We start from the raw sequence: 22466 nt of genomic DNA, 5'->3' as shown, positions 1-22466 counted from the left end.
TCAGGACAGCGGCTGCGTCGCCGGCACGGGTAAGGTGCCAGCGCCGGCATAGGCCCCGCGCCGCGCCTTCTGGCTGGCGCGGACTTCGCCCGCCAGTCGATCGAACAGCATGAGATAGCGGTCGGCCGAATCGCTGCCCGGCTGCGCGACCGGATCGGGGCGCGGCGCATCGAGCCAGCGGGTCAGCGCCGCGGCGAAGACAGTGGGGTCGTCCGCCGCTACCACCGTGCCGAACGTGGGCGAGGACACGATCTCGCGTACCGACGGGCTGCACGCGGTCGATACGACCGGCGTCCCCACCGACAGCGATTCGCGTAAGACCCCCGGTACGCCTTCGTAATCGGAGGGCAGCGCGAGCACGCGGGCCGCCGCCATCGCTGCGATCGGATCCGCGACATGGCCGGGCAGGTGGACGCGGTTCGCCAGACCCGCCTCGCGCGCCTGCCGCTCCAGCGCCCCGCGCAACTCGCCTTCACCCAGGATCACGACCTGCACGTCCTCGGGCATCAGCGGCAGGGCGGCGATCAGCCGGTCCCAGCGCTTCTGCGGCACCAGGCGGCCGACGCCCAGCACGACGCGGCCCGGCGGCAGGGGGATTGCCGGCGCGGTGGGATCGACGATCCGCGGTGCGGGCGGGTTGGGGATCACGCTGGTGCGCCGCTGCATGCCGGTAAGGCGCGCGGCCTGCGCCGCGGTGGCGGGCGTCATCGCGACGAGATGGTCGAGGAACCGGCCATGCTGCGCCAGCCACAGCCGATGCGCGGCATCCGCGACGCGGCCATGGTCGCCGCGCGTCACGGCATTGGACAATTTCCCGACGATCGGCGGGCAGTCCGCACCCAGCCGCCAGCGCAGCCAGGCCGCGACCAAGGTGTAATGGCTACCCCCACAGAAAATGACATCGGGGTCATGTTTGCGGACCCAGTCGGCGATTCGCGCCTGCGTCAGATAGCCGCGATTGCCGAGCGGCACGATCTCCAGCCCGGGTGGAATTTCGGACGCCAGTGGTCCGCTGGCATCGCCGATCGCGAGCGTGACGCGACGTCCGGCGGCCAGCCAGCCGCGCGCAAGGCGCAATTGCGCGCGCTCGACGCCGCCACCGGCCAGGTCCTGCGCATAGGTGAGGATGTGGGTCGCGGCCATGGTTCGTTACGCCTCTTGCCATATTGCTGCCCGAGACGACAGTGAAAGGGAATTCATGTGCAAGTCGGCGCGCTGCCGGCTACATCGCGCCACCTTCATGTTCGGACCACTGGGTGCAGATCGATCATAAAGCAGACGGGTTCCAGGACCAGACCGAACCGTCCTCCTCCTCCGATATCGACGGGCTGCAGCCCCTGAAGACGATTCGCAGCCGCTGGCCGGCGATCATCGGCGGGCTGGTGACGCTCGCCATGCTCGGCGGTCTCGCGCACGAGCTGCTGAGCTCGGGGCTGGACGGTCTCGAGCGGGCGACGCCGCACAGCCCGTGGTTCTATCTGGCGTTTCTGGCGCTGTATTTCATCCCGCCGCTTGCGGATTACTGGATCTTCTACCGGCTGTGGCGGATCCCTGCGGCGGGCTTCGTTGCGTTGAACAAGAAGCGCATCTCGAACGACGTCGTCATGGGCTATTCGGGCGAGGCCTATTTCTACGCCTGGGCGCGCCAGCGCGCGCAGCTGGTCGCGGCGCCGTTCGGGGCGGTGAAGGACGTGTCGATCCTGTCGGCGATCGCCGGCAATGCGGTGACGCTGGCGATGATCGCGATCGCACTGCCGGTCGGGCGCAACCTGATCCCGCACGACATGGTCCGTTACGTCTACGGCAGCCTCGCGGTGATCTTCGGCACGTCGCTGCCCTTCCTGATCTTTTCGCGGAAGGTGTTCTCGCTGCCGCGCGCCGATCTGTGGGCGGTGTTCGGGATCCACTGCCTGCGCCTCGTCGGCGGGGCGTTCTTCCTGGCGCTGGCCTGGGCGCTGGCGATGCCCAGCGTGCCGCTCGGCATCTGGGTGTTCCTGTCGGCGGGGCGTATGCTGTTCTCTCGCCTGCCTTTGCTGCCCAACAAGGACCTCCTTTTCGCCAATTTTGCGATCCTGATGATCGGGCAAGATCAGGCCTTGTCGGAGTTGATCGCCTTCACCGCCGCCGCCGTGCTGCTGCTGCACGCGGTGCTTGTGTTGGGGTTCAGCCTTTACCATCTCGCGACCAGGAAACGGGTATGAAGACGCCGGATATGACCAAGCGCGCGATCCTCGCCGCGGCACTGCTGATGGCGGCAACGCCGGCCGGCGCGCAGGTGCTGGGCAGCGATGCCGCGGCGTGCAGCGCCGGCGGCGGGTCGGCGATCCTGGTGCAGGTGACGGGCCTGAAGGACCGCAAAGGCCGTATCAAGCTGGAGCTGTATCCGGCAACCGAGGCGGATTTCCTGAAGGACGACGACAATCTCGTCGCCGAGGGCAAGACCTTCCGCCGCGTCTGGGCGAACACGCCGGGCAGCGGCCCGGTCAACGTCTGCATCCGCGTGCCGCGCCCCGGCCGCTATGCGCTGCTCGTCACGCACGACCGCGACGGCAAGAACAAGTTCAACTTCTTCCAGGACGGTGCCGGCTTCGTCGGCACGGGGAAGCTCGGCATGTCGCGGCCAAAGGTGGACCAGGCGATCATCGATGTCGGCGGCGGCACCGTGGAACGGACCGTCCGCATGCAATATCTGCGCGGCCTGGGCGGGTTCGGGCCGGTCAAGGGCGACTGAGCGATGCGGATCGTCGACGTCAACGAGATCTACTCGCCGACCGGCGGCGGCGTACGCACCTATATCGATCGCAAGATCGAGGTGCTGGCGTCGATGGGGCATGAGCTGATCGTGCTCGCCCCCGGTCGCGAGGACCGGATCGAGGAACGACCCGGCGGCGGCGCGATCCATTATATCAAGGCGCCGGGCATGCCGTTCGACGCCAATTACGGCCTGTTCTGGGATGCCGAGCCGATCCACCGTCGGCTCGATGCGCTGGACCCCGACGTCGTCGAGAATTGCTCGCCATGGCGCTCGGCCTGGATCGTCGCGCAGTGGAAGGGGCGGGCGATCCGATCCTTCTTCCTGCACAACGACAATGTCGAAGCCTATCCGAAGCGCTGGCTCAAGACCTTTGCCTCCGCACCGCGGATCGAGCGGGCGTTTTCGTGGTACGATCGCTATCTGACGCATTGTTTCGATCAGTACGACACGATCGTCACCAACGGCCCGTCGCTGACCAAGCAATTGGGCGCGCGCGGCGTGCGCGTCGATGCGACGATGCCGCTGGGGATCGAGCGGGCGCATTTCTCACCCAGCTTGCGTGACGAGGCGCTGCGCGTCGCGCTGCTCCAGCAATGCGGGCTGCCGGCGGACGCACACCTGCTGCTCGGCGTCGGGCGGCACCATCCCGAAAAGCGCTGGCCGACGGTGATCGACGCGGTGCGCCGCGTCGGCACGCAGGCGCCGGTCGGCCTCGTCATCCTGGGCCAGGGCATGGATACCAAGACGCTGGAACGGCACATCGGCGCCAACCCGCACATCCGCCTGTTCCGCCCGGTCTACGACCGCCGCCGCCTCGCGACGATCATGGCGAGCGCGGACGCCTATATCCACGGCTGCGGGACGGAGACGTTCGGGCTGGTGCCCGCCGAGGCGCTGGCGAGCGGCACGCCGCTGATCGTGCCCGATGGCGGCGGCACCGCGGAGATCGCCGAGCCGCTGTTCGCGGAGGTCTATGCCCAGCGCGACGCGCATTCGTGCGCCGACGCGATTTTGCGGATGCTGGCGCGCGACCGCGCCGTGGTGCGCCGCGCGGCCGGCGTCGCGGCGGGCAAGGTGCGCACCGACGAGCAGCATGCCGCCGAGCTGGTCGCGCACTACGCCGACGTGATCGCGCGCAAGGACGGGATGCGGCGCAGCGCTTGAGGCTTCTCCCACGTCACCCCGGACTTGTTCCGGGGTCCACTCCGCGGCGAGGGGGACGTTTTGAGCCTCTTGCCACCCCCTTGCGGCCCGGTGGACCCCGGACCAAGTCCGGGGTGACGGGGTGGGTGGGGCGAGGGTTCGTCAGACGATCCGTGTGGATCGCGGACTTATGCCTTGCATGCTGGATCAGTACGACGTGATCGCCAAGGGCGCTGGCTCGCATTTGGCGCCTGAGCAGGCGGTCTTCTTTCTCCGTCACCCCGGACTCACTCTGCGGCGAGGGGGGCGGTTCGAGCCTCTTGCCATCCCCTTGCGGCTTGGTGGACCCCGGACCAAGTCCGGGGTGACGGAGGTGAGTTTAGCCTAGCAATTCCGCATAAGCGGCCGGCTTGTGCCCCCCGAATGCCGCGAAGGTCGTCGTGATGCTGCGCATCAGTGCCGGGACGGTCGTGTCGCCCGGATGTACCGCGATGCGCACATTTCTGGTCGGCTGCAGCACATGCCGCAGAGCTCCCGCGGCGAACAGCGAACTCAACTGCCGCGGCCGGCTGCGGCTCGCCCAGGTGATGACCGGCCCGCGGGCGACGACCTCGCCGCCGGGCTGCCAGACGCGCGCATGATCCTCCGCCAACGCGAAGCCGGCGTCCTTCAGCGCCGCGCGCGCGCCCTGCGAATACAGCCAGGCCGGCGCGATAAAGCCGGTGGTGGCGCGGCCGGTGATGTCCTCGACCAACGCCTTGCCGCGGCGCATGCGGATCAGCGCCTCGGCATGGCTGAGGCCCAGAAACTCGCCCTCGCCCGCGGTCATATGCTTCGCCTTCAGCGACGCGGCGGCGCCGGTGTGGGCGCTGTCGTCGCGGTGCGTCCAGCCGTGGACGAACATCTCGATGCCCTCGTCCGCCCAGCCACGCAGGCGTGTTGCGAAGGCCGGCGTGATCGGCGCGCTCGACCAATGGTCCGGCACCACCAGCATCGCGAGGCGCCGGCCGACATGGGGTGCGAGATGGTCGAGCAGGCGGTCGACCTCACCCTCGAAGCGGGGCGAGACGTCATGGATCGAGGCGAACAGGCGTTTCATCGCAGCCGTTTATAGACGCTGATCGTCTCGTTGCCCATCGGCAGCGCGGCGGCGAGGGCATAGTCGGCGGCCATCGCCGCCATCACCGCCGCGCGGGCTTCGGGCCGTTCGCCGCCATAGGGCGGGCGCATGACGACGACGGCGGGACGAGCGGCGAGGATGCGGCGGATTTCGCTCTGCTGATCGATGCCGGTGGCGCCGGCTTCGCGCGTGCGGGCGAGGTGGCTCGGCACGATATAGCGCGACGGCGCGCAGCGTGCGGTCGAGACGTACAGCATCGTGCTGCCCGAATAGACCCACAGGCATCCCGTCCCGCGCCCGACCGCGGCGCTGAGGGCCGCGAACTCGCGCGCTTCGCCCCGCTCCAGGCGCTGGATGACGAGCGTGATCTGCCCGGCGAGCGCGGCGGTCAGCAGCAGGGCGGGTGTGCGCCAGCGCTGCCAGTCGTCGCGCCCCAGCAGGCCCGCCGCCGCGGCACAGGCGGGCAACAGGACGGGCAGGCTGTAATGGTCGAACCACGGCCGGAACACGATCACGCCGGCGATCGACACCGCGAGCCAGAGTGCGACGAAGCGGCGCGCGCGCGTCATCGCGTTCCGGTGCAGCGCCAGACTGGCGATCGCGACGATGGGCGAGATGACGAGGACGATCTGGCCGAGATTGCCGGCGAGTTCGCCGAGCGGATCGGGGTTACGGTGGAAGATGGACAGGAAATTGGCGTAGACGAAGGCGTCCCATTGGCCGATCGCCGCATAAGCGACGGCGGCGAGCGCGGTGGGTAGCATCGCGAGGGCGACCAAAGCGATGCCGTATCCGATCAAGCCGGCTAGGCTTTTGCGCGCGCGCCAGTCGTCGGCGAGCAGCCACAGGCCGAGGAACAGCCCCTCGAATACGACCGAATATTTGATCTGCAGCGCAACGCCGACCAGCGCCATCGCCGCGAGGCCGGCGCGCCGCGTGCCGTGCAGTGCCAACAGCGCGGCGCCGATCATCAGCAGATTGTAGAAGACCGGCGACTGCCCGCCCTGTCCGCCGAGCAGGTCGAACCAGAGGACATACGCGAGCGCGCTCGCGGTGGCGCCGGCGGCGAATCCGGCGCAGGTCGCAAGGCGGGCGACGAGCGCCGCGGTGGCGATCAGGCTGGCGAGCGCCATCGCCTGATAGGCCCAGATGCCGGCGGGAAAGCCGAGCCCGGCGGGGAGGGCGTAGAGCAGGAACAGGCCGACGGGCTTTCGGTCCCATACATCCACGAACGGCAGCAGGCCGTGCCACAGCGCGGTGCCGGTAAAATAATAGAATTCCTCGTCGACGTGGACGACCGGATTGCCGAACGTCAGCGCCCGTGCCGCGATCGCGACGAGGATCAGCAGGGGCAGCCGCAAACGAGGGTTGGTAAGCAGTGGCATGGGCCGCCCCGTTATCATTCCTCCCCCGCCAGGGGGAGGTGGCGCCGCGATAGCGGTGACGGAGGGGGGCGGTGGGCGTTGTGTTGGTGGAAACACCCCCTCCACCACGGCCTTCGGCCGCGGTCCCCCTTCCCCCGCTGAAGCGAGGGAGGACTTAGACGCGCTTGGCGGTCACGAAATAATCGAGGGCGGTCGAATCGCTCAAGGTGAAGCCGGTTGCGGGCGAGAAGCTCAGCCCCGTCACGTCCGTCACCGTCAGGCCGGCGCGTTCGATCAAGTCGGTGAGCTCTTCGGGGGTCAGGAACTTGTCCCAATCGTGCGTGCCGCGCGGGATGCGGCCGGTGCCTTCCGCCAGCGTGATGAGCGCGAGGCGGGAGAGCGGCGTGCGATTGGGGGTCGAGAGGATCAGCAGGCCGTCGTCGTTCAGCGCTTCGGCGAGGCCGCGGACGAAGCCGGCGGGGTCGCTGACATGTTCGATGACCTCGAGGCTGGTGACGAGGTCGAAGCGGCCGGTCATGCTTTCGATGCCGGTCGCGCGGTAATCGATGGCGAGGCCGCTCTGCGCTGCATGCGCTTCTGCCACCGCGATATTTTCTGCCGCCGCATCGATGCCGGTGACCGCCGCGCCCAGCCGGGCGAGCGGTTCGGCGAGCAGCCCGGCGCCGCAGCCGACATCGAGCGCCGACTTGCCGGCGAGCGGCGTGAAGCTGGTGTCGTCACCGTCCCAGTGCAGGTCGATCGCCGCGCGGATGTAGCGCAGCCGTACCGGGTTGAGCTTGTGGAGCATCGCCGACGAGCCTTTGGGGTCCCACCAGTCCTTCGCCATGCGTCCGAAATGATCGGCCTCGCGGGGGTCGATGGTGGTGGCGCCGGTAACGCCGCCGGCGGGATCGATCGTGCTGCTTGCGCTTGCCATGGCCGCTACCTATCAGGGCGCACCCTTTCACCCAAGGAGTTTGGCGAGACGCGATGGCACGTATCGTGATGAAGTTCGGCGGCACGTCGATGGCCGGGATCGAGCGCATCCGGAGCGTTGCGGCGCGCGTCAAACGCGAGGTGGAGGCTGGCAACGAGGTTGCGGTCGTCGTGTCGGCGATGGCGGGCGAGACGGACCGGCTGGTCGGCTTCTGCCGCGAAGCCTCGTCGCTGTACGACCCACGCGAATATGACGTCGTCGTCGCGGCGGGCGAACAGATCACCAGTGGCTTGCTGGCGATCGCCTTGCAGGCGGCGGGCGTGCAGGCGCGCAGCTGGCTCGGCTGGCAGCTGCCGATCCATACCGACGACGCGCACGCCAAGGCGCGGATCGGCACGATCGAGACGGACGCGCTGCTCGCCAGCATGGCGGCGGGCGAGGTGGCGGTGATCCCCGGCTTTCAGGGCCGGTCGGAGGATGGCCGCGTCACCACGCTGGGTCGCGGCGGGTCGGATACGTCGGCGGTCGCGGTGGCGGCGGCGGTGAAGGCGGACCGCTGCGACATCTACACCGACGTCGACGGCGTCTACACCACCGATCCGCGCATCGTGCCGCGCGCGCGAAAACTCGCCAAGGTGACGTACGAAGAGATGCTGGAACTCGCCAGCGTCGGCGCGAAGGTGTTGCAGACCCGATCGGTCGGCCTCGCGATGAAGGAACAGGTCCGCGTTCAGGTGCTCTCGTCCTTCACGGGCGAGGACGCGCCGATGGCGGATACATTGCCCGGCACGATGATCGTCGGCGAAGAGGAGATTGACGACGTGGAACGCCAGCTGATCACCGGCATCGCGCACGACAAGAACGAAGCGAAGATCACGCTGACCTCCGTCCCCGACAAGCCGGGCGCGGTGGCCGCGATCTTCGAGCCGCTCGCGGCGGCGAACATCAACGTCGACATGATCATCCAGAATATCGCGCACAACCACGGCTCGACCGACGTCACCTTCACCGTGCCGTCCGCGGACCTCGCGCGCAGCCTCGAGGCGCTGAACCAGGGGCGCGAGGCGATCGGCTTCGGCGAGCTGGTCCATGACACGCGCGTCGCCAAGATTTCGGTCGTCGGCGTCGGCATGCGCAGCCATGCGGGCGTGGCGAGCACGATGTTCACGACGCTCGGCGCGCGCGGGATCAACATCCAGGCGATCTCGACCAGCGAGATCAAGGTCTCGGTCCTGATCCACGAGGATGAAACCGAGCTCGCGGTGCGCGTGCTGCACACCGCCTATGGTCTCGACGCAGAGGCGGCGGCGTGAGCGTCGGCGAAGAGCGCCTGACGCGCCGCATGGCGCGCGGCGCCGCGTTCCTGGGCAGCGAGGTCGCGATCATGGCGGGCGCCATGTCGTGGGTCAGCGAGCGCAACCTCGTCGCCGCCATGTCCAACGCGGGCGGGTTCGGCGTGATCGCGTGCGGGGCGATGACGCCCGAGCTGCTCGGTGCCGAGATCGCGGGCACGAAGGCGCTGACGGACAAGCCGTTCGGCGTGAACCTCATCACCATGCACCCGGCGCTCTTCGACCTGATCGCGGTCTGCGCCAAGCACAACGTCGGCCATGTCGTGCTCGCCGGGGGGCTGCCGCCCAAGGGGTCGCTGGAAGCGATCAAGGAGAGCGGCGCCAAGGTCATCTGCTTCGCGCCGACGCTGGCGCTCGCGAAGAAGCTGATCCGGTCGGGCGTCGACGCGCTGGTGATCGAGGGCATGGAAGCCGGCGGCCATATCGGCCCCGTCTCGACCAGCGTGCTCGCGCAGGAGATGCTGCCGGAGATCGCCGAATCGGTGCCGGTGTTCGTCGCCGGCGGCATCGGCCGCGGCGAGGCGATCGCGGGCTATCTCGACATGGGTGCGGCGGGCGTGCAGCTCGGCACGCGCTTCGTCTGCGCGACCGAATCGATCGCGCACCCCAATTTCAAGAAGGCGTTCATCCGCGCCAGCGCCCGCGACGCGGTGGCGAGCGTGCAGATCGACCCGCGCCTGCCGGTAATCCCCGTGCGCGCGCTGAAGAACGCCGGCGGCGAATTGTTCACCGCCAAGCAGCGCGAAGTGGCGCAGAGCCTGGACGAAGGCAGCGTCGCGATGGCCGAGGCGCAGCTGCAGATCGAACATTATTGGGCCGGTGCGCTGCGCCGCGCGGTGATCGACGGCGACGTCGAGCACGGCAGCGTCATGGCCGGCCAGTCGGTCGGCATGGTGACCAAGGAAGAGCCGATCGCGGACATCATCGCCAGCCTGATGGCGGAGGCTGCCACGGCGCTGGACAAGCGGGCGGCGTGATTGGAGTGATGCGGTAGCCCCACCCACGCCGTCACCCCGGACTTGTTCCGGGGTCCACTCTGCGGCGAGGGGGATGGCGTGAACCTCCTGCCTTCCCCGTGTGGCCCGGTGGACCCCGGAAGCAGTCCGGGGTGACGGAGGATGCGGGGCGAGGGGGCGGCCCCATTCCCCAGCGTCATCCATAGCGCGCCCTGTCCCGAGCCGCTCGCGGCTCACCGCACCGCTAACGCTTCGTTAACCATCCGACCGCAGAGTCGCCCTCACACGCCGGGGGGCGAAAGGGACGCCGGGACGATGCGCCGTTCGATTGCCATTTCCATGACCGTGCTGGCGCTGCTCGCCGGCTGTGCGACGCGCCGGGTGCAGCCGCCGCCCGTGGTGGCGACGCTGCCCAAGCCCGCCCCCGCGCTGCTGACGATGCCGAAGGGCGCCTATGTCGGCATGCCCATCCCCGCACTGATGGCCGATGGCCGCTATGCGACGCCGAATCGCAACCTCAGCGCCGACGGCGCGGTCTGGCACCTGCGCGCCGCGTTGAACGTCGCGGCGCTCGCCTGCCGCGGCCCCGAATCGACGCAGGTCGTCGCGGATTACAACACGCTGCTCACCGCGCAGAAGGCGATGCTCGCCTCCGCGCAGACGCGGCTCGCGAGCGAATTCAAGGCAGGCGGCGGCGACTGGCAGGACCGTTACGACGACGCGATGACGCGGCTCTACAATTTCTTCAGCCAGGTGCCGGCGCATGAGGCCTTCTGCAATGCCGCCGCTGCGACGCTGACCGACGTGCAGAGCGTCGCACCCGCAGACCTGCCCGCCTTCGCCGCCGGCCGGCTCGCCGTGCTCGAAAAGCCGTTCACCGATTTCTACGCGGCCTATGACGCATGGCGCGCGCAACAGGCCGCGGCAACGCGGATGGCGAGCGTGACGCCCTTCACCCCGCGCCCGCTGGTCGTGCAGGCGGTGCCGGCCGCGACGCCAGCGGCGCATCCACGCCTCAAACTGGACCCCAGCGCCTTCGCCGATGCCGGCACCGTTACGCAATAAGGCGGAGCGCAGGCGCGGCTAAGGGTTTCCCCTAGGGCCGGGTTGGGTTAACGCCCCCTCGCAATGGACGAGGGATGCATCGACCAGCCCGCGGGCGGACGGTTCGAGGGGCGCGAGCACCTGTTCCCGCTGCGCGTCTATTTCGAAGACACCGATCTGTCGGGCGTCGTCTATCACGCCAATTACCTGCGCTACATGGAGCGCGCCCGCTCCGACATGCTGCGCGTCGCCGGGATCGACCAGCGTGCCGTTCATGAGGCGGGCGAGGGCGCCTATGCGATCGTCGACCTCGCGATCCGCTATCGCGCGCCCGCCAGGCTCGACGACGCGCTGATCGTCGCCAGTCGCGTGATCCGCGCCAGCCCGGCGAGCGTGGTCATTCATCAAACAGTCAGGCGCGGTTCGCTTGTGCTGACCGAGGCCGAGGTCACGGCGGCGCTCGTCGCGCCATCGGGACGGCCAAAGCGTCAACCGGCCGACTGGCTCGCCATCTACCAACGCCTGATCTGGCAGGGGACCAATTCATGAATCCGGTGTTCAACATGGATGCGGCGACGCTGTCGCCCGTCGCACTGTTCCTGCAGGCGGATATCGTCGTGAAGGTCGTGATGCTCGGCCTGCTCGGCGCCAGCATCTGGACCTGGGCGCTGATCATCGCCTTCTGGCGGCGGCTGGGCCGGATCCGCAAGGGCATGGCCGGCTTCGAACGCGATTTCTGGAAGGCGGAGGATATCGACGCCTTCTACAAGGCGGAAAGCGACAAGGACCTGCCCTCCGCGCGCGTGTTCGTCGCGGGCGTGAAGGAATGGCGCCGCTCCACCGCGGGCGGCACGATCGACAAGAATGGCACGCGCGAACGCCTCGCCACCGCGATGGGCGCGGCGGCCGCGGGCGAGATCGACCGGATCGGCGACCGGCTCAACATCCTCGCGACGATCGGATCGGTCGCGCCCTTCGTCGGGCTGTTCGGCACGGTGTGGGGTATCATGCGCAGCTTCACCGGCATTGCGCAGGCGCAGAACTCGTCGCTTGCCGTCGTCGCGCCGGGCATTGCCGAGGCGCTGTTCGCCACTGCGATCGGCCTGTTTGCGGCGATTCCGGCGGTGATCGCCTACAATCGCTTCAGCCACGGCGTGAACCGGATCGAGGCGGCGCTGAACCGTTTCGCCGACGGCTTCCACACCACGCTGTCGCGCCAGCTGGACGGTTCGCGGTGAGCGCGCGCTGATGGCGATGAACCTCCCCTCGCAGCGCGGTCGCGGCCGGCGCGCACCGATGGCGGACATCAACGTCACGCCGCTGGTCGACGTGATGCTGGTGCTGCTCATCATCTTCATGGTGACGGCGCCGCTGCTGACCGCCGGCGTGCCGGTGAACCTGCCGGACAGCCGCGCCAAGGCGTTGGATCAGGACCAGAAGCCGGTGCAGCTGTCGCTCGATGCGCAGGGCAAGACGTACATCGATGACGAGGAAGTGAGCGCCGCGGCGCTGCCGCAGCGGCTGGAGCAGATCGCCGCGGTGCAGGCGGGCGGCCAGCCGCCGCAGGTGTTCCTGCGCGCCGATCGCGCGCTCGATTATGGGCAGGTGATGCGCGTAATGGGCGAGCTCAACCGCGCCGGGCTCAACCGCGTGTCGCTGCTGACGGTGGAAGGCGGCGAGCAGAAATAATGGATCGCGTCGAGAAGGTCGGACTGGGGATCGCGGTTGCGGGGCACATCGTGCTCTTCGGCCTGCTGTCGATCGGCTTTCTCGCCACGCCCAATCCGGAGAAATTGCAGCAGACGCCGATGGAGGTTAGCCTCGTCAAGGATGTCGGGCTGGAAGCGACCGCACCGCAATCGGTGACGCCGCCTGCGCAATCGGTCGCACCCGATGCCGGCGAGCCGGAGGACGCGGCCGCGCCTGCCGAGGCGGAGCCCGCCGCAGAACCCGAACCCGCGCCGCCCGAACCCAAGCCGGCGCCGCCGCAGCCCAAGCCCGAACCGAAACCGGCGCCCAAGCCTGCTCCCAAAGCAGAGCCGAAGCCGGCGAAACCCGAACCCAAGCCGCAGCCCAAACCGAAACCCGCGCCGGTGAAGGCCGCGCCGAAGCCCCGGCCCGTCGCCGAGGCGGCGCCCAAGCCGGCCGCGAAGCCCGCGCCTGCCAAGGTTGCAGCGAAACCCGCCGCCGAACCGGCGAAGGCCGGGACGGGCAAGTCGGCGAGCGCCGCCAAATCGCCCGCCGCGAAGGGCAGCGGTAGCAGCGAAACCGCCAAGGCGGCGCGCCCGCGCGGCTCGCGCCTGGGCGACAACTTCCTCGCCGGGCTGACCAGCGAGAAGTCGACCAGCACCTCCACCGCGCCGCGCGCCGCCAAGATCGACGCGCGGGCAATGGCGGGGATCGTTCAGGCGATCCAGCGCCAGATCCAGCCGTGCGCCGACCGACAGGTCAATCCGGGGCCGGGCGCGAACGAGATCGTGACGACGCTGAACCTACGGCTCAACGAGGACGGGACGTTGGCCGCTACGCCGCGCATGGTCCGCCAGGCGGGCGTCACCGAAGAGAACGAGCGGTACAAGCAGCGTGTGATCGATCTGGGCGTTGCGGCCTTCAAGGGCTGTTCGCCGCTCAAGCTGCCACCCGAATATTATTCGACGCCTTCGGGGGGGTGGAACAACATCAATTTCCAGTGGAAATTGCAGTGACGGCGCCGGCCCCACCCACTCCGTCACCCCGGACTTGGTCCGGGGTCCACCAAGCCGCACGGGCAACGCTGGAGCGGCTTGCCACTCCCCAAGCCCCAGAGTGGACCCCGGACCAAGTCCGGGGTGACGGGGCGTATGGGGTCGCGGTATCGTGTAACACGCGTTTGAGAGGATGGTCATGATCCGGTCGTTGCTGGTCGCGCTGAGCGTTACCGTTGCCCTGCCTGCGCTAACCCTGCCTGCCCTCGCGCAGCAGGCGCCCGCCCCGGCGCAGTCCGCTGCCGCGGCACCGGCGCCGCAGGATCAGGCCGCGCCTGCCGGGCAGACGCCCGCACCGCTGGAAGTGTCAGTCACGGGCGGCGTCTCCGCACCGATGCCGATCGCCATCCCGGCCATGCCGACCGCCGAGGTGGTCGATACGCCCGCGGGCCGCACCGATGCGCTTGGCCGGCAGATGGCGGACATCATCGCCAACGACCTGCGCAATTCCGGCCTGTTCACGCCGCTCGGCGCCAATCAGCTGCGTCCCGTCGGCTTTCAGGAAGTCAACGCGCCGGCCTTCGATTACTGGGGCGGCACGGGCGCGCAGGCACTGGTGCAGGGCTTCGTGCGCGCCAATGGCGACGGCAATCTGACGATCGGCTGCTACCTGTACGACGTCTTTTCGAAGATCGAATTGAAGCGCACCGGCTTCGTCGTCGCGCCGTCCGACTGGCGCCGCGCCGGGCACAAATGCGCCGACATGGTCTATGCGCGCCTGACCGGCGAAGGCCCCTATTTCGACAGTCGCGTCGTCTACGTCAGCGAAACCGGCCCTAAGGCCAAGCGCATCAAGCGTCTCGCGATCATGGATCAGGACGGCGCCAACCACCGCTTCCTGACCAACGGCCAGTCGATCGTGCTGACGCCGCGCTTCGCGCCGAACCAGCAGTCGATCGTCTTCATGAGCTACGAGAACGACAAGCCGGCGATCTACGTCTACGATCTCGGCTCGGGCCGCCCGCGCCGGGTGGTGCAGAACGTCAGCCTCACCTTCGCGCCGCGCTTCTCGCCTGACGGTCGTTGGATCCTGTTCTCGATGGCGCAGAACGGCAACACGGACATCTACCGCGTCTCGGCGCAGGGCGGCACGCCGCAGCGACTGACCACCTCGCCCGGTATCGACACCGGCGGCAGCTATTCGCCCGACGGGTCCAGAATCGTGTTCGAGAGCGACCGGTCTGGGGGCCAGCAGATCTATGTGATGAACGCGGACGGCTCCGGGCAGCAGCGGATCAGCTTCGGCGGGGGGCGCTATGCGACGCCGGTGTGGAGCCCGCGCGGCGACCTGATCGCCTTCACGAAGCTGGGCGGCAATTTCCGGATCGGCATCATGTCCCCGTCGGGCAGCGGTGAAAAGATCCTGACCGACGGCTGGCAGGACGAAGGGCCCAGCTGGTCGCCCAATGGCCGCGTCATCACCTTCTACCGCTCGACGCCGGGCAGCTCGGGCAAGGCCGATCTGTGGATGGTCGACCTGACCGGACAGGTCGAGCGCAAGATTCCGACGCCGCTCGATGGCTCGGACCCGGCCTGGGGACCTTTGCGGCCCTGACGCGTTTTCGGCAGGGGTGTTTCGGGGGCGAAACGATCACCAACGGAGTCACGACGATGACCAAATTGACCAACATCCTGTTGACCGGCGCGGCGCTGGCGTCGCTCGCCGCCTGTGCGCACAAGCCCAAGCAGCTGCCGCCGCCCCCGGTCGACAACACCGCCGGCCTCAACACAGCGCCGCCGGCGAACACCGGACCGGTCGATGGCGCGATCGTGCCCGGCTCTGACGCCGACTTCCGCCGCTCGGTGACGTCGAACACGGTTCTGTTCGGCACCGACCAGAGCGACATCGACGCCGACGCGCGTGCGATCCTCGACAGCCAGGCGGCGTGGATGCAGCGCTACCCGAACGTCCGCGCGACGATCGAGGGCCATTGCGACGAACGCGGCACGCGCGAATACAATCTGGCACTGGGCGATCGCCGCGCCAATGCGGCCAAGAATTATCTGGTCGCCAAGGGCATCGATCCGTCGCGCCTGACCACGATCAGCTACGGCAAGGAACGCCCCGTCGCGCTGGGATCGGACGAGGCGGCCTGGGCGCAGAACCGCCGTGCGGTGACGGTCGTCCTGAACTGACGACCCGAGGGGCGCCCCCTCCCAGGCCCGATGGGCCGCTGACGATCCGATCCCTCCCGTCGCCCCGGGCTTGACCCGGGGGCCTGCTTCTTCCGCCGACCGCATCGAAGAAGCGGGACCCCGGCTCTTCGGCCGGGGTGACGGGATGGGTCAAAGCGAATCCCCTTGCATCCCCTAAAATCCGATATAAATGTGATATCACATTAATTGGAGGACAGGGTGGTGCAACAGGGGAGTCTCACGCGGTCGCAGGAACGGCGTGCCGCCACAGCGAGCGGTTATACGATGCTGGCGCTGGCGGCGCTGCTGGTCGTGATCGCGGTGTTCGTCATCGTCGAACTCGCATCCGACGCGATGCCGCCGATCCTTGCGATCGTGCCGCTGCTATGCGCGATCGGCACCGTGTTCATCGCGGCCGGTTTCTACATGTTGCAGCACAATCAGGCGGGCGCGATTACCTTGTTCGGTAGCTATGCCGGCACCGATCGCGAATCGGGCCTGCGCTGGGTGCTGCCTTGGCTGATGCGCCGGAAAGTGTCGGTCCGCGCCAACAACGTCATTTCGGACCGGATCAAGGTCAACGACCTGCGCGGCAACCCGATCGAGATGGCGGCGCAGGTCGTCTGGCGCGTCACCGACACCGCGCAGGCGCTGTTCGACGTCGACGATTACAAGGCGTTCGTGAACGTCCAGATCGAGGCGGCGGTGCGCACGATCGGCTCGCGCTACCCTTATGACGATTACGAGCATCAGGAGATCACGCTGCGCGGCAACCACGATCAGGTGGGGGCGGAATTGCGTGCCGAGCTGATCGCGCGGCTGGCGGTGGCGGGGATCACCGTCGACGAATGCGGCTTCACGCACCTTGCCTATGCGCAGGAGATCGCGGGCGCGATGCTGCGCCGGCAGCAGGCGCAGGCGGTGGTCGCGGCGCGTACGACGCTGGTCGAAGGCGCGGTCGGCATGGTGGAGCTCGCGCTCGACCAACTGTCGGCGAAGAACGTCGTCGAGCTGGACGACGAGCGGCGTGCGGCGATGGTGTCCAACCTGATGGTCGTGCTGTGTGGCGAGCGCGACACGCAGCCCGTCGTCAATGCGGGTTCGCTCTACCAGTAAGCGTATCGATCGATGGCTTCTCCCCCCAAAAAGGCGTTTCCCCTCCGCGTCGATCCCGCACTGTATGCGGCGATCGAGCGGAGCGCGGCGGGCGACCTGCGTAGCGTCAATGCGCAGGTCGAGTGCCTGCTGCGGGAAGCGCTTGCCCGGCGGGGGGTGAAGCTGGAGGCGCCGGTCGCGGCAAAACGCGGCCGCCCGCCCAAGCAGCAGGAGGACGATGATGCAGGAGCGTGACGATGGCGCGTGGTTCGCGCCCAAGCGGTTCGGTTATGGCGCGGGCCTGCCGATCGCGTGGCAGGGATGGGCGGTGCTGGTGGCGTATCTGGCGGTGCTTCTCGCCGTGAGGCATTGGCAGCCACGTGGGGGATGGCTCGTAGTGCTGACCGCTACGCTAGTCCTGGTGTGGATCGCCGCCGTCAAAACGCGCGGCGGCTGGCACTGGCGATGGCGAGGCGCGCGGTAAGCTCGCCCGACAGGCTGCGTCACTCCGGAACAAGTCCGGGGTGACGGGAGACGTGAAGCACGAGCGACACGCCTCACGAGCAGATCACCCCAGCGCCTGATCCAGCAGCTTGGCGAGGCGCAGCCCGCCGCGCTCCACTTCCAGCCGCGCGACCGGGACCAGCTTTTCGATCGTCGCTTCGTCCAGCGTCACCTTGGCGGGGGAGGGCGCACACGGATCGCCCTTCAGCGCGCTTGCGTAAACGACGTCATGCGCGACCTGATACGATTCGCGGCTCCAGTCGACGACATTGCCCGCAGCGATGCGGCGCTTTTCGGCGGCGGGGTAGCGGCGGACGAGGCTCGGCCCGGTCGTGATCGCGCGTTCGGCGAGCGTGCCGTCCCAGATCGAATGCAGGTTGAACCGCTTCGGGCTGTAGCTGCCGTAGGCGGCGGCGACGTCATTGCCGCCCTTGTCGTTCTTTTCGCCCGCGTGCAGCGGCTGGTGCAGGTCGCCGACGAAGTGGATCAGGAACACGAGCGCCTGCGCCCGCTCCTTGGCCGGCAGGCGCTTATTCTTCAGGATCGCGACGTCGCGGGTGATCTGCGCCGACACGCAATTGCCGTCCTTGCACGCCTCTTCCAGCGTAAAGGGCTGGCAGATGTTCACGTCCTGAAAGTGCCATGTGTAGGCATAGCCGAAGCGCGACTTGCCATTGGGGCCCTTCAGCGGCTTGACGCAATCGGCCCAGGTGCTCGCGCCCTCGATCGTCGTCGCGGGGCATTCGGGCGTGTCGAGCTTCGGCGTCTCGGCGAGCAGCCGGTCGATCGCGCGGCGCGTCTGCGGCGTGACATTGGCATAGGCGATCTTCGCGACCGTCTCATGCCCGAACTCCCAATAGGCCTGGGCAGGCGCGGCAAGGACGAGCGCGGGCAGCGCGGCAAGGGCAAAGCGGACGAGTGTCATGACCTTGGTATTAGCGTCGGAATGTGACGGGCAGAAGCGGCTTTGCGTCAGTGGGCTGTGGGCATCGGCGGGCAGGGGCCGTTTTCCTGCAGGATGCGCGCGGCGTTCTGCGCCATCGTATTGAGGCCGGCGGCGCGGCGATAGCCTTCGACCTTCGCGGCATCTTCCAAGGGGAAGGGCTGCCAACTGCCTGTCGCGCAGCTCATCTGCGTGCCGTAGCGCTGCGTCCCGACCATCTGGAGCATAACGCGATCGTAGAGCAGCGCGTGATTCCGGGGCGACACCTGCCCGCGCGCGGCAAGCGGCTCCATCAGCCGCAGCATCTTGAGCTGGAAGACGGGATCGTCGTCGGCATGCTGTACCAACATCCAGGCGCTCGACGACGCCTGCGCCCCGACCATGGCGATCGTCGGCCAGCCATGTTTGGCGACCACCGTCTTCATCCATGCGGTATTGGCATGATCGCGCGCGGCGATCGCCGACCAGGTGAGTCCGCGGACGATTCCCGCCTCCATGGGATCGAGCGGCGGCGCGCCCTTCGTCGGACCCTGATTCCACGCCAGCGACGTGCGCAGGACCTGATCGGTGATCGGCCGGGCGATCAGCTGTGCGGTCAGGATGTCGCCCGCCTCGTCCCCGACCGCCTGCGCCAGCGCGGCCGACCAGACGAGCGTGTCGGCGACGCGCCGGGCGCTTGTCAGCTTCGTCTGGAACAGCGACCAATCGTTACCCATGTCGCCTTGTGGGAAGGCCCGATCCACCGCGCCGCAGGGCGCATCCCCGTAAGAGGTAGGGCGGATCTTGGGATCGGCGATGCCGAGCGCGATCAGCTCGGCGCGGGTCTGTGCTGCGCTCTCCTGCCGGCACTGCTTCAACCAAGCGTCCAGAACGTGCCATTCGGCTTTCTGTGCAGGCGTCGCGTCATCGAAGGCACCGCGCAGCCAGCCATAGTCGCCCGGCCGGAACGTCCCGCCGGTGATATAAGGGGTCAGCGTCGCGGGCGGCGGTGGCGCCTCGGCGGTGGCGAGCAGTGCGGCGGCGAGCAAGGCGAGGCGGCGGATCATGAGGCCATGCTCGCCACGGATCATGGCCGGATCGTGACGATCACTCGTCGCCGTAGATCGCGACCTCGCGCATACCGGCCGCGGTGGCGCGGGCGCGGTACATGCCGGGGGTGGTGAGGCTCCACAGCGCATCGCCCGCAGGTGTCGTGACGATCACGCCGCCGGTGCCGCCGAGCGCGCGCACCTCCGCCATCACGGCGTCCGCGGCCGCTTGCGCCGTGTCCCCGGCGAGGCGGATGCGCGCCGCAATCTCATGGCCCACGCCGACGCGGATGAAGAATTCGCCCGAACCGGTACACGATACCGCGCAGGCACGATCGTCGGCGAAGGTGCCCGCGCCGATCAGTGGCGAATCGCCGATCCGGCCCCAGCGCTTGCCCGTCACGCCGCCGGTCGAGGTGGCGGCGGCGACATGGCCCGCCGCATCGCGTGCGACCGCGCCGACGGTGCCGTATTTCATGTCGACGTCGAAGGCGTCGGCGTTGCGCGACAGCATCTCGTCGAGCTGGCGGCGGCGCTCGGGCGTCTCGAACCAGCCTTCGGGTGCGACCTCCAGGCCCTGGTCGCGGGCGAATTGCTCGGCGCCGGTGCCGCTCAGCAGAACGTGGGGGCTCGCCGCCATCACTCGGCGTGCGAGCGCGACGGGGGAGCGCGTTTGCGTGATCCCCGCGACGGCGCCGGCCGCCCGCGTGGCGCCGTCCATGATCGCCGCATCCAGCTCGATGCTGCCGTCGCGGGTGAAGGCGGCGCCGCGGCCGGCGTTGAAGTGCGGATCGTCCTCCAGCACCTGGACGGCGGCTTCCACCGCATCGAGCGCGCTGCCGCCGTCCGACAGGATCGCCGCGCCGGCGTCGAGCGCGCGGGACAGGCCGGCGCGGGCGCCCGCGTCCTGTTCGGGCGTCAGGCGGTGGCGCTCGATCGATCCGGCGCCGCCGTGCAGGACAAGGGACCAGCTCATGATGCTACCTTCTGTGACGACAGGGACCGCAGCCCGATCAGCGGGCGCAGGATCGCGATGCGGCGGCCGATCGCGTAAAAGGCCCAGCAGCCGGCGATCGTCGCGGCGATCAGCACCGCAAATTCGGCACCGCCGGCCAGTCGCGCGGGGATCAGCCAATAGGCGACGAGGACGATGATCGTCTGATGGACGAGGTAGAAGGGGAAGACCGCCTCGGTCAGCGTGGCGCGCGCCGGCGCGTCGCGATTCCAGTGCCGCTCGGCCAAGCCGATCAGTGCGAGCGTCGCGCCCCATTGCTGCAGCGCATGTGCGGCTCCGTAGGTGGGATACAGCCAGCGCGGTGCGTCGCCGCCGACCAGCTCCACCGCCAGGATGAAACCATAGCCCAGGAGCGCCATCGCCAGCCCCGCCCAGCGCCAGCGCACGCACGCGGCCAGCACCGGCGCCGATCCCGCCAGCGCGAAGCCGAACAGGAAGGCGGGCAGGTAGCTCAGATGCGCCATCAGATCGTGGAGTGGATCGTGCGTCTCATAACCCATGGGGAACCACCAGCCATGAATGCATACCAGCCACGCAGTCGGGATGATCATCAGCAGTGGCCCGGCAAACAGCCGGTCGAATGCCCGCTGCGGCGCCTGCGTGCGGATCAGCGCGACGCCGGCAGCCAGTACGACCGTGTACAACCACAGATAGGCGACGAACCACAGATGGTTGAGCGCGGGCAGGCCGATCCCGCCCAGCCTGCCGAGGCGGAAATAATCGTGGGTCCAGAAGGTCGCGAACCCGGCGCGATAGCCGTGCTGGGTGACGAGCTCGACCCAGCTTTGCGGTGGCACGATCACCGCGACGCCGAAGGCCAGCGGCACCAACAGGCGCAGCGAACGCTGGCGCAGGAAGCCGCCGGGACCGTGCGCGCGGGTGAGCAAAGCGCGGCTGGCATAGCCCGACACGACAAACAGCAGGCTCAATCGCCAAGCGTTCACCGCCAGCATCGGCAGTACCACCCAGTCGGCGCCATGCGCGCTCTTGGCGTGGAAGCCCCAGGGCACGAACACCATGCCGACATGATAGACGATCAGGATCGCGAAGGCGGCGACGCGCAGCCAGTCGAGGCCGTAATGGCGAGGAATTGGGGGACGCGTCATGGAACTGCTGCTGCCCTACACCAGCGTCTTTGAACCGCAACCCGGCTGCTGTATATAGACGCCATGTCCTTACGTCCGTGGCGCGACATCGTCCGCCGTCAGAGCCGCCAGATCATGGTCGGCACCGTTCCCGTCGGCGGCGATGCGCCCGTCACCGTGCAGACGATGACCAACACGCCCACCCCCGATATTCGCGCGACGATCGACCAGATTCGCCGCTGCGAGGATGCGGGCGTCGACATCATCCGCGTCTCCTGCCCCGACGTCGAATCGACCGCGGCGCTGAAGCAGATCGTGCGGGGATCGCGCGTGCCGATCGTCGCCGACATCCACTTCCACTATAAGCGCGCGCTGGAGGCGGCGGATGCCGGCGCGGCCTGCCTGCGCATCAATCCGGGCAATATCGGGTCGTCGGAGCGCGTCGCCGAAGTCGTCCGCGCCGCCAAGGCCAATGGCTGCGCGATCCGCATCGGCGTCAACGGCGGCAGCCTCGAAAAGGATCTGCTCGAAAAATACGGCGAGCCGTGTCCGGATGCGCTGGTGGAAAGCGCACTCGACCACATCAAGCTGCTGCAGGACCACGATTTCCACGAATATAAGGTCGCGGTGAAGGCGTCGGACCTGTTCCTGGCGGTCGCGGCCTATCAGCAGCTCGCCGAAGCGGTGGATTGCCCGCTGCACCTCGGCATCACCGAAGCGGGCGGCTTCGTCGGCGGCACCGTAAAGTCCGCGATCGGGATCGGCAGCCTGCTCTGGTACGGCATCGGCGACACGATCCGCGTCTCGCTCTCCGCCGAGCCGGAGGACGAGGTGCGCGTCGGCTTCGAAATCTTGAAGGCGCTTGGCATCCGCAACCGCGGCGTGCGCGTCGTGTCGTGCCCGTCGTGCGCGCGGCAGGGGTTCGACGTGATCCGCACCGTGCAGGCGCTCGAGGAACGGCTTCAGCACATCCGTACGCCGATGAGCCTGTCGGTACTCGGCTGCGTCGTCAACGGCCCCGGCGAAGCGCGCGAGACCGACATCGGCATCACCGGCGGCGGCAACGGCAAGCACATGGTCTATCTGTCGGGCGTCACCGACCATCATGTGCAGGACGAGGGCATGATCGACCACATCGTCCGGCTGGTCGAAGCCAAGGCGGCGGAAATCGAAGCGGCCGAGGCCGAACTGCAGGTCGTGGCAGCCGAATAGGTCCTGTGTTATAGGTCAGGACCTGGAGGTTCT

The 22466-nt window shown here is 68.5% G+C and carries 24 protein-coding genes; 16 read left to right on the top strand and 8 right to left on the bottom strand.

From position 1 onward, the window contains the following. The gene (locus GGR47_RS14925) at positions 1-1143 is read right to left on the bottom strand and encodes a glycosyltransferase (protein WP_147035778.1); all 1143 of its coding nucleotides are present in this window, start codon (positions 1141-1143) and stop codon (positions 1-3) included. A gap of 113 nt (positions 1144-1256) precedes the next feature. On the opposite strand from GGR47_RS14925, the gene GGR47_RS14920 reads away from it, so the two are divergent. Genes GGR47_RS14920 through GGR47_RS14910 form a run of 3 tightly spaced genes read left to right on the top strand, consistent with a single transcriptional unit; the run spans position 1257 to position 3919 of the window. Further along, entirely contained in the window at positions 1257-2201 is a 945-nt protein-coding gene (locus GGR47_RS14920; RefSeq protein ID WP_147035779.1) for a hypothetical protein, read from the top strand. Continuing rightward, positions 2198-2731: a DUF2141 domain-containing protein gene (locus tag GGR47_RS14915; protein ID WP_017980645.1), complete on the top strand. Its 534-nt coding sequence runs from the start codon at positions 2198-2200 to the stop codon at positions 2729-2731. The genes GGR47_RS14920 and GGR47_RS14915 overlap by 4 nt, the downstream gene beginning before the upstream one ends. 3 nt (positions 2732-2734) lie before the next feature. Next, positions 2735-3919 (top strand): glycosyltransferase, encoded by a 1185-nt coding sequence (locus tag GGR47_RS14910; protein WP_017980646.1) that lies wholly within the window; start codon positions 2735-2737, stop codon positions 3917-3919. Between the two features lie 358 nt (positions 3920-4277). Here GGR47_RS14910 and GGR47_RS14905 read toward each other — a convergent pair whose 3' ends face one another. The 3 genes from GGR47_RS14905 to ubiG form a co-directional block, all read right to left on the bottom strand. Next, positions 4278-4997: a polysaccharide deacetylase family protein gene (locus GGR47_RS14905; RefSeq protein WP_147035780.1), complete on the bottom strand. Its 720-nt coding sequence runs from the start codon at positions 4995-4997 to the stop codon at positions 4278-4280. Further along, entirely contained in the window at positions 4994-6403 is a 1410-nt protein-coding gene (locus GGR47_RS14900; RefSeq protein ID WP_147035781.1) for a hypothetical protein, read from the bottom strand. Before GGR47_RS14900 ends, GGR47_RS14905 begins: the two co-directional genes overlap by 4 nt. 154 nt (positions 6404-6557) lie before the next feature. Further along, entirely contained in the window at positions 6558-7319 is a 762-nt protein-coding gene (gene ubiG, locus GGR47_RS14895) for a bifunctional 2-polyprenyl-6-hydroxyphenol methylase/3-demethylubiquinol 3-O-methyltransferase UbiG (protein ID WP_147035782.1), read from the bottom strand. Between the two features lie 53 nt (positions 7320-7372). Here ubiG and GGR47_RS14890 point away from each other — a divergent pair, with 53 nt between their 5' ends. The 12 genes from GGR47_RS14890 (at position 7373) to GGR47_RS14835 (ending at position 17130) form a co-directional block, all read left to right on the top strand. Next, complete coding sequence (locus GGR47_RS14890) at positions 7373-8632, top strand: aspartate kinase (protein WP_017980650.1); 1260 nt, start codon at positions 7373-7375, stop codon at positions 8630-8632. 29 nt (positions 8633-8661) lie between these two features. Further along, positions 8662-9648 (top strand): NAD(P)H-dependent flavin oxidoreductase, encoded by a 987-nt coding sequence (locus GGR47_RS14885; RefSeq protein WP_147035801.1) that lies wholly within the window; start codon positions 8662-8664, stop codon positions 9646-9648. Between the two features lie 294 nt (positions 9649-9942). Next, entirely contained in the window at positions 9943-10692 is a 750-nt protein-coding gene (locus GGR47_RS14880) for a hypothetical protein (protein WP_147035783.1), read from the top strand. A 63-nt stretch (positions 10693-10755) separates the two neighbouring features. After that, on the top strand, positions 10756-11220 hold the full coding sequence (locus tag GGR47_RS14875; RefSeq protein WP_017980653.1) for a YbgC/FadM family acyl-CoA thioesterase: 465 nt from the start codon (positions 10756-10758) through the stop codon (positions 11218-11220). After that, the gene (gene tolQ, locus GGR47_RS14870; RefSeq protein ID WP_017980654.1) at positions 11217-11909 is read left to right on the top strand and encodes a protein TolQ; all 693 of its coding nucleotides are present in this window, start codon (positions 11217-11219) and stop codon (positions 11907-11909) included. Before GGR47_RS14875 ends, tolQ begins: the two co-directional genes overlap by 4 nt. Positions 11910-11919: 10 nt before the next feature. After that, positions 11920-12360: a protein TolR gene (gene tolR, locus GGR47_RS14865; RefSeq protein ID WP_053111642.1), complete on the top strand. Its 441-nt coding sequence runs from the start codon at positions 11920-11922 to the stop codon at positions 12358-12360. Then, positions 12360-13376: a cell envelope biogenesis protein TolA gene (locus GGR47_RS14860; protein ID WP_147035784.1), complete on the top strand. Its 1017-nt coding sequence runs from the start codon at positions 12360-12362 to the stop codon at positions 13374-13376. Before tolR ends, GGR47_RS14860 begins: the two co-directional genes overlap by 1 nt. 178 nt (positions 13377-13554) lie before the next feature. Next, positions 13555-14970, top strand: a complete 1416-nt coding sequence (gene tolB, locus GGR47_RS14855; protein WP_147035785.1) for a Tol-Pal system beta propeller repeat protein TolB — start codon at positions 13555-13557, stop codon at positions 14968-14970. Between the two features lie 56 nt (positions 14971-15026). Beyond that, positions 15027-15551, top strand: coding sequence for a peptidoglycan-associated lipoprotein Pal (gene pal, locus GGR47_RS14850; RefSeq protein WP_017980658.1), 525 nt, complete (start codon positions 15027-15029; stop codon positions 15549-15551). A 219-nt stretch (positions 15552-15770) separates the two neighbouring features. Continuing rightward, positions 15771-16667 (top strand): SPFH domain-containing protein, encoded by an 897-nt coding sequence (locus GGR47_RS14845; protein WP_183949580.1) that lies wholly within the window; start codon positions 15771-15773, stop codon positions 16665-16667. Between the two features lie 12 nt (positions 16668-16679). Further along, the gene (locus tag GGR47_RS14840; protein WP_017980660.1) at positions 16680-16901 is read left to right on the top strand and encodes a type II toxin-antitoxin system antitoxin; all 222 of its coding nucleotides are present in this window, start codon (positions 16680-16682) and stop codon (positions 16899-16901) included. Further along, on the top strand, positions 16885-17130 hold the full coding sequence (locus GGR47_RS14835; RefSeq protein ID WP_244305007.1) for a hypothetical protein: 246 nt from the start codon (positions 16885-16887) through the stop codon (positions 17128-17130). The genes GGR47_RS14840 and GGR47_RS14835 overlap by 17 nt, the downstream gene beginning before the upstream one ends. Positions 17131-17214: 84 nt before the next feature. On the opposite strand, the gene GGR47_RS14830 is transcribed toward GGR47_RS14835, so the two are convergent. Genes GGR47_RS14830 through GGR47_RS14815 form a run of 4 tightly spaced genes read right to left on the bottom strand, consistent with a single transcriptional unit; the run spans position 17215 to position 21242 of the window. Next, positions 17215-18075: a S1/P1 nuclease gene (locus tag GGR47_RS14830; protein WP_063687095.1), complete on the bottom strand. Its 861-nt coding sequence runs from the start codon at positions 18073-18075 to the stop codon at positions 17215-17217. A gap of 47 nt (positions 18076-18122) precedes the next feature. After that, positions 18123-19163 carry a DUF6624 domain-containing protein gene (locus GGR47_RS14825; RefSeq protein WP_147035787.1) on the bottom strand — a complete coding sequence of 347 codons (1041 nt, stop codon included), beginning with the start codon at positions 19161-19163 and terminating at the stop codon, positions 18123-18125. A gap of 16 nt (positions 19164-19179) precedes the next feature. Beyond that, positions 19180-20097 carry an isoaspartyl peptidase/L-asparaginase family protein gene (locus tag GGR47_RS14820; protein WP_147035788.1) on the bottom strand — a complete coding sequence of 306 codons (918 nt, stop codon included), beginning with the start codon at positions 20095-20097 and terminating at the stop codon, positions 19180-19182. Then, complete coding sequence (locus tag GGR47_RS14815; protein WP_147035789.1) at positions 20094-21242, bottom strand: acyltransferase family protein; 1149 nt, start codon at positions 21240-21242, stop codon at positions 20094-20096. The genes GGR47_RS14820 and GGR47_RS14815 overlap by 4 nt, the downstream gene beginning before the upstream one ends. A 63-nt stretch (positions 21243-21305) precedes the next feature. Here GGR47_RS14815 and ispG point away from each other — a divergent pair, with 63 nt between their 5' ends. Then, on the top strand, positions 21306-22433 hold the full coding sequence (gene ispG, locus GGR47_RS14810) for a flavodoxin-dependent (E)-4-hydroxy-3-methylbut-2-enyl-diphosphate synthase (protein WP_147035790.1): 1128 nt from the start codon (positions 21306-21308) through the stop codon (positions 22431-22433). Positions 22434-22466: the final 33 nt, after the last annotated feature.

Origin of the sequence: Sphingomonas aquatilis, from assembly GCF_014196115.1 — a bacterium.
GTDB lineage: Bacteria > Pseudomonadota > Alphaproteobacteria > Sphingomonadales > Sphingomonadaceae > Sphingomonas > Sphingomonas aquatilis.
This window is presented reverse-complemented; position numbering and strand designations above follow the sequence as displayed.